The sequence below is a fragment of the Streptococcus sp. 210928-DFI.4.42 genome (assembly GCF_020554365.1).
Lineage (GTDB): Bacteria > Bacillota > Bacilli > Lactobacillales > Streptococcaceae > Streptococcus > Streptococcus parasanguinis_S.
Genome location: NZ_JAJCHF010000039.1, coordinates 1 through 7,173 on the forward strand (window position 1 = coordinate 1; position 7,173 = coordinate 7,173).

Below are 7,173 nucleotides of genomic sequence, written 5' to 3' on the forward strand. Positions count from 1 at the left end.
ACAGAAACCGATTCGGACGTTGACACTGACTCAGATGTCGATACTGATTCGGACGTTGACACTGACTCAGATGTCGATACTGATTCGGACGCTGATTCTGAATCAGACGCTGATACTGATTCGGATGTAGACACCGATTCAGACGTAGAAACCGATTTACTTACTGAGGTTGAAGCTGATTCAGATGCTGACACTGATTGGCTTACTGAGGTTGAAGCTGATTCAGATGCTGACACTGATTGGCTTACTGAGGTTGAAGCTGATTCAGATGCTGACCCTGATTGGCTTACTGAGGTTGAAGCTGATTCGGACACTGATACTGATTCTGACGTTGACACTGATTCAGATGTTGACGCTGACTCGGACGCCGAAACCGATTCTGATATTGACGCTGATTCTGATGTTGATGCTGATTCTGACGTAGAAACCGATTCGGATACAGATGCCGATTCTGACGTAGAAACCGATTCGGATACAGATGCCGATTCTGAGGTTGACACTGATTCTGACGTTGAAACTGATTCAGAGGCTGAAATTGATTCGGATGTTGATACTGATTCTGATGCAGAAACTGATTCTGATGTTGACACCGATTCAGACGTAGACACTGATTCGGATGTTGACGCTGACTCGGACGCAGAGGCTGATTCAGAGACTGAGAATGATTCTGATGTTGACACCGATTCAGAAGTTGAAACTGACTCGGACGCGGACAATGACTCGGATGTCGATACTGATTCAGAGGTTGAGACCGACTCAGATGTTGATGCTGACAATGATTCAGAGGTCGAGATTGATTCAGACGTAGATACTGACTCAGAGGTAGAAACTGATTCGGATGTTGATACAGATTCAGAGGTTGAGACTGATTCTGATGTAGATGCTGACTCTGATATCGAGAGTGATTCAGAAGCAGATGCAGATTCGGATGTTGAAACTGACTCAGACGCAGAAGCTGATTCGGATGTTGATGCCGATTCTGATGTCGATACCGACTCGGATGTTGACACTGATTCGGATGTTGAAACTGACTCGGACGTTGATACAGATTCTGATGTAGATGCTGACTCAGATGTTGAGACTGACTCGGACGTAGACACCGATTCAGAGGTTGATACTGATTCAGACGTTGAAACTGACTCAGAGGTCGATACTAATTCTGAAGCAGATGCTGACTCGGACGTTGAAACCGACTCAGATGTTGATGCTGATTCAGATACAGACTCAGATGCTGAGACTGATTCTGAAGCTGAGACTGACTCGGATGTTGATGCCGATTCAGAGGCTGAAACTGACTCAGACGTCGAGGCTGACTCAGACGTTGAAACCGACTCAGACGTTGATGCTGACTCAGACGCTGAAACTGATTCTGAGGCTGACGCTGACTCTGACGCCGATACCGATTCAGACGCTGAGACTGACTCGGATGTTGATGCCGATTCTGATGTCGACACTGATTCAGACGTTGACACTGATTCAGACGCTGACACTGACTCGGACGTTGAAACTGATTCAGACGCTGATACCGACTCAGACGTTGAAACTGATTCAGAAGCAGAGGCTGACTCAGACGTTGACACTGATTCGGATGTTGATTCAGACTCTGATGTCGAAACTGATTCTGATGTTGACAATGATTCGGAAGTCGAAACAGATTCAGAAGTAGACACTGATTCTGATACAGAAACCGATTCTGACGTCGATACCGATTCAGAGACTGAAACTGACTCAGATGTCGATACTGATTCTGACGCTGAGGCTGATTCTGATGCCGATTCTGACGTAGATACTGACTCAGACGCTGAGACTGACTCTGATGTTGAGGCCGATTCTGATGTAGATGCTGACTCGGACGCTGAGACCGATTCAGAAGCTGATGCTGACTCCGATGCTGATACAGATTCCGACGTTGATACAGATTCCGACGCTGAAACTGACTCGGATGTTGATACTAATTCAGATGTTGAAACTGACTCTGACGTCGAGACTGATTCAGAAATAGACACTGACTCAGATTTCGAGATTGATTCTGACGCTGAAACTGACTCTGATGCAGAGGCTGATTCCGAAGTAGACACTGATTCAGATACAGAAACCGATTCTGATGTCGACACTGATTCAGACGTTGAAACTGACTCTGACGCCGAGACTGATTCGGACGTTGAAACTGATTCAGACGCTGACAATGATTCAGACGTAGAGACTGATTTGGATGTTGATACTGATTCGGATGTAGATGCAGATTCGGATGTTGATACCGACTCAGACGCTGATACCGACTCAGACGCTGACACTGATTCGGACGTTGAAACTGATTCAGATGTTGACACTGATTCAGATGTTGAGACTGACTCAGATGCAGATACTGACTCGGAAGTCGATACTGACTCAGATGCAGATACTGATTCGGAAGTCGACACCGACTCAGATGTTGAAACCGACACCGAAGTTGAGGCTGATTGACTCTCTAATACGGAAGTGCTCAACGATGCTGATTTTCTAGCGGACTCACTCAAAGATACTGATGCAGACTCAGACTGCGATTGACTCACTGATTTTGAAGCCGACTCGCGAGTCGATTGACTTAGTGACTCTGATACCGACTGTGAAAGCGATGCTGATACTGACTGACTCACTGAAACAGAGGCGCTCGTTAAAGCGGATGTCGAACTTGAGACAGACTGGCTAACCACTTTGGATACACTTGCTGATACCGAAGCAGACTGCAAGGCACTGACACTTGCAGAAGCTGATTCAGAAACCTTCTCAGATTCAGATTTTCTTGTCGATACAGATTGACTCGTTGAAGCGGATTGAGATTGAGAAATCTCCTTGCTCAACGATTGACTGCGAGATAGACTTGCTTGAGCTGAAACACTTGCCGACGCTGATTGGCTCAATGAAACTGACAAACTTTGCGAGCGGACCGAACTCAGTGACTGGCTTAATGAAACGCTCTGCTGAGCCGATACGCTCTGTGATTGCTTCGTACTTAAAGACTGACTGATCGATTGCGAAGTCTTCGTAGACGCACTCTGACTGTTTGATACAGACTGACTGTGATCGCTATCTGACAGTTTCACCGCTACAACATTGGTCGTACTATCTTTATAAGTAATGGTGACTGTACCATCACTATTAACCGTATAGGACTTAATCCGGTTGGCCACCTCTGGGTTGACTGCCGATACAGCAGCAATCACCTTGCTCTTATCTGCATCTGTCAATGCAGTTAGACTCGTCACCTGAATAGTGCTTGTCGGCGCCACACCTGGCGTACGATCAGCGAGACGCCCCTGGGTAATCCGAATCTCACCCAAACCGTTTGGACGGTTCATATTGGAGGCATTGTCAATAGCCGCGACGTTGCGTTGCCATGTATTTCGGTAGGTATGGTAAAGATCATCCTTCAAATGAATGGTCGTTGTGATGGTTGCAGGGTTTGCACTGGTAGCCGTAATATCTCCCGTGATAGGAGCAATATCACCTGTCCCATACTGGCTACTACCAAAGAAATTGCCGTTCAAGGCATTGTCGTTCAAATCTGCTCGTGCAACGACTTTCATTTCTTTCAACTTGCCACTGTCATCAGTAGCTGTAAAAGTCACAACTGCATCATCACCAGCATAAATGGTATAATTCTTCCCACCACCCTCAAGAGGGGTTGATTTCGGTTCCACACCATTGACAGTTAACTTAGCCGTCACTTCAGGACGTGTGGCATCTGTTACAGCAACCATATTACTGGCATCAGAATAAACCGCGTGATCACCATACATGATCCGTGCTTTAGCTGTTACTCCACCCGTCTGTAAGGGAACATTCGGTGTTACGATCGCTTGTCCAGACGCATCCGCCACTGCTGTTCCGATTTCATCATCATTATTGTACAAAACAACAGCAGACCCTGGCTCAGCCCCCGTCACCGTTACAGGTGTCTGAGTATAGGCTTTCTCTAGTAAGCGAGTCTCAACCATCGGTGCTGCTAGGCGCTTAACAGGAGCAGTCACATCATTTGTGGTGTTATCTTTATAAGTAATAGTCACCACACCAGATGATGAAACCGAATAAGATTTAAAGTCCTTTGAAGTGGCAATATTGGGGTTAGCAGTCTTAAACGCTTCCCAAATCTTCTCTTTTTCAGCCTGGGCCAAGTTAGTAGTATCATTGACAAAAGTCGCTGTCGTCACAGCCGTAATCGGGTTTCGAATGCCATCATTTTGTGGCAAAACCTGAATACGAAGCGTACGTGTCACTGACTGCTTAGCCGTATTAGTCACTACAAAAGAAAGATTATAAATGTTCCCAGGCGTTACGACCTCTGTCTGCCCAACAGTCCCCACGATATTAAAAACAGCTGCACTATTTTTCAAGGCCGATGTTTGCGGAACATAAATGCCATTCACACGATCGCTACCAGAAGCGTAGCCAATGCTCTTAATATTATTTCGTGTAGGATTGGTTTCAACAACATTATAAACCTGATTGATGTAATCAGAGTTATACACAGAAATCAAGGCATTATTGGCTAGCCCTAAATTATACTGAGGCGCACGGAGACTGGTATCTGTGTCAATACGGTTCCCGTTACGCGGATCACGCTGACCAGATGTCGCACGAAGCACCGCATTGACCAAGCGATTGCGAGCACTCTTTGCTTGACTTTCTAAGGCATCGATTTGAATTGCGGGATTGGACAAGCCTGTACGAATAGCTTCTAAAGCCAGATCTCCATTTTCAATAGCAGATTCTGTCCCAGGGATTTCCAGAGCCTGTGCACGATAAGTGTATAAATCCAAAGCCAAGACCTGCAGACGCTTCACCTGCTCCTCCGAGTGAGTTGTCTGAGCCTCTGCTACTTTCTCACTCGTTTCAGAAGTAGCTACATGAATAGTATTATTCTCTGAGAGAGTGCTACTAGCAATTTCTGAAGTAGACGGACTCGCTGAACCACTGACAAGATGAGATTCACTCAAAGACACCGATTGAGACAGAGAAAGGCTGTCACTAGCTGACTCTGAAAATGAGATAGATTCACTTATAGATTGACTGGCTGACACAGAATCTGAGTTTGACGTCGTCCCCAAGACAAGACTATCCGAACCCGCTACACCGGTCGACGGGCTGATTTCTGATCCAACAGTCACATTCATTTCATTTTCCTCAGCAAATACTGGATTGGCAACCGTTGTCGCTCCAGCCAGCGCCCCTAGCACAACCATCCCTTTGACCAGATCAGCAGGCATAGAGTGTGATGATGCTTCATATTGAACCACGATATTTTCATCTACACCACCTCGCAGGACACGAAATAGGCCTAACCGTGAGACAGATGCCCGTACCCAATTCTTTCCTGATTTGATTAATTTATAACGTGTGATTCGCTCCGTTTCGCGAAAATCACCCTTCGAACGTTTAAAAAACATGTCCGCTCCTTAAAAATAAGATATCGAGTTATTATACACTAATTTTCCCCAAAAGTAACTAATTAAGACTAGTTTTTAACATAAAAAACAGCACACAAAAAGAGAACCCGGAGGTTCTCTTTTTGGATCCTTTTTCATTTCCCACATACCTGAAATGACCGAATCAAATTAGGGTAGAAGATTATTTTTCATCTTCTTTTTTGCGGCTTCCAAGTGCTGCAACCCCTGCAACCCCTGCAACTGCTCCAAGAAGAGCTGAAGCTACAGATCCTGTTTCACCAGTATTTGGAAGTTGTTCAAGAGCTGGAGCTGGTTTAACTGGTTGCTCAGGAACTGGGTTCACTGGTGTATTAGGTGTTGGATCTACCGGAGTATTTGGTGTTGGAGTTGGTGGCACCGGAGTATTTGGTGTTGGAGTTGGTGGCACTGGAGTGTTTGGTGTTGGAACGTTTGGAGTCTTCACAAGTTTGTAAACATAAGTAACATTCTTATCACCTTCGATAACTTTACCAGTTGTTGGGTCAGTTGTTGTCAAGTGACCTTCACCGTCAACGTTACCTACTGGGTAGTTACCTTGTGGTACCAATTCATAGACTTTACCATCTGCAGTTGTGATTGTCTTAGGACGGTTATCCACAACTGTATCGTAGTCTTTACCTACTGGTTGGTCTTTTTCATCCACTACTGAAGTCTTGATCGTGTTACCATTTTCATCTACATAGTGAACGTATACATTACCCTTAGGTTGTACAGGTTCTTCGACAAGTTTGTAGATGTAAGTAACGTCTTTACGTCCTTCAACCACTTTACCAGTTGTTGGGTCTGTTGATTCAAGGTGACCTTGAGTATCTACTTTACCAACTGTGTAGTTTCCGACTGGTACGATTTCGTAAGTTTTACCTTCGAATCTAATGTATTGTGGACGGTTGTCTTCAACAGTGTTGTAGTCTTTACCTACTGGTTGGTCTAACTCATCTGTTACTGATTCTTTAATGGTATTACCTTCAGTATCTTTGTAGTGTACGTATACGCTACCCTTAGGTTGAGTTGGTTCTTCCTTCACTTCTTTGTAAACGTAAGTGATGATTGAACGTGGTTTATCAACTTTACCTTTAATTGGATCAGATGATTCCAAGTGTCCATCGCCATCAACTTTACCTACTGGGTAGTCACCTTTCGGTACGATCTTGTATGTCTTACCGTCTGGAGTCTTGATAGTATTAGGTTTTTCACCTTCCTCAGTTGTGTTATATGGTGTGTCATATGGTGAGTTTGGTGTATCTTGACGAGGTTTTTGAATTTCTTTACCTTTTTCGTCTACATAAGTGATGATGACGTCACCTTCTTTAGGTTTCGTTGGATCTTCTTTCAATTTGTAGACGTAAGTGACATTCTTATCACCTTCAACAACTTTACCAGTTGTAGCATCATCACCTGTCCAGTGACCTTGTTCGTCGACTTGACCTACTGGGTAGTTACCAGCTGGTACTAATTCGTATGTCTTACCTTGGAATTCAATTTCTTTTGGACGGTTGTCTACTACTGTATCGTAGTCTTTATCAACTGGTTGATCTTTTTCGTCAGTGACATCGTCTTTAATCTTGTTACCATTAACGTCAACATAGTGTACGTAGACATTACCCTTAGGTTGTTTCAATTGGTAGACATATGTTACGTTCTTATCTTTTTCAGCAACTTTACCAGTTGTAGCATCATCACCTGTCCAGTGACCTTGTTCGTCGACTTG

Annotated in this window: 2 protein-coding genes; both read right to left on the minus strand. The window is 44.6% G+C overall.

Annotated elements, in window-relative coordinates:
* A partial coding sequence (locus tag LIZ08_RS10430; protein ID WP_319637126.1) for an accessory Sec-dependent serine-rich glycoprotein adhesin occupies positions 1-5,426 on the minus strand: 5,426 nt, incomplete at its 3' end.
* A 181-nt stretch (positions 5,427-5,607) separates the two neighbouring features.
* Positions 5,608-7,173, minus strand: a 1,566-nt coding sequence (locus LIZ08_RS10035; RefSeq protein ID WP_227038797.1) for a MucBP domain-containing protein, incomplete at its 5' end; no start/stop codon positions are given.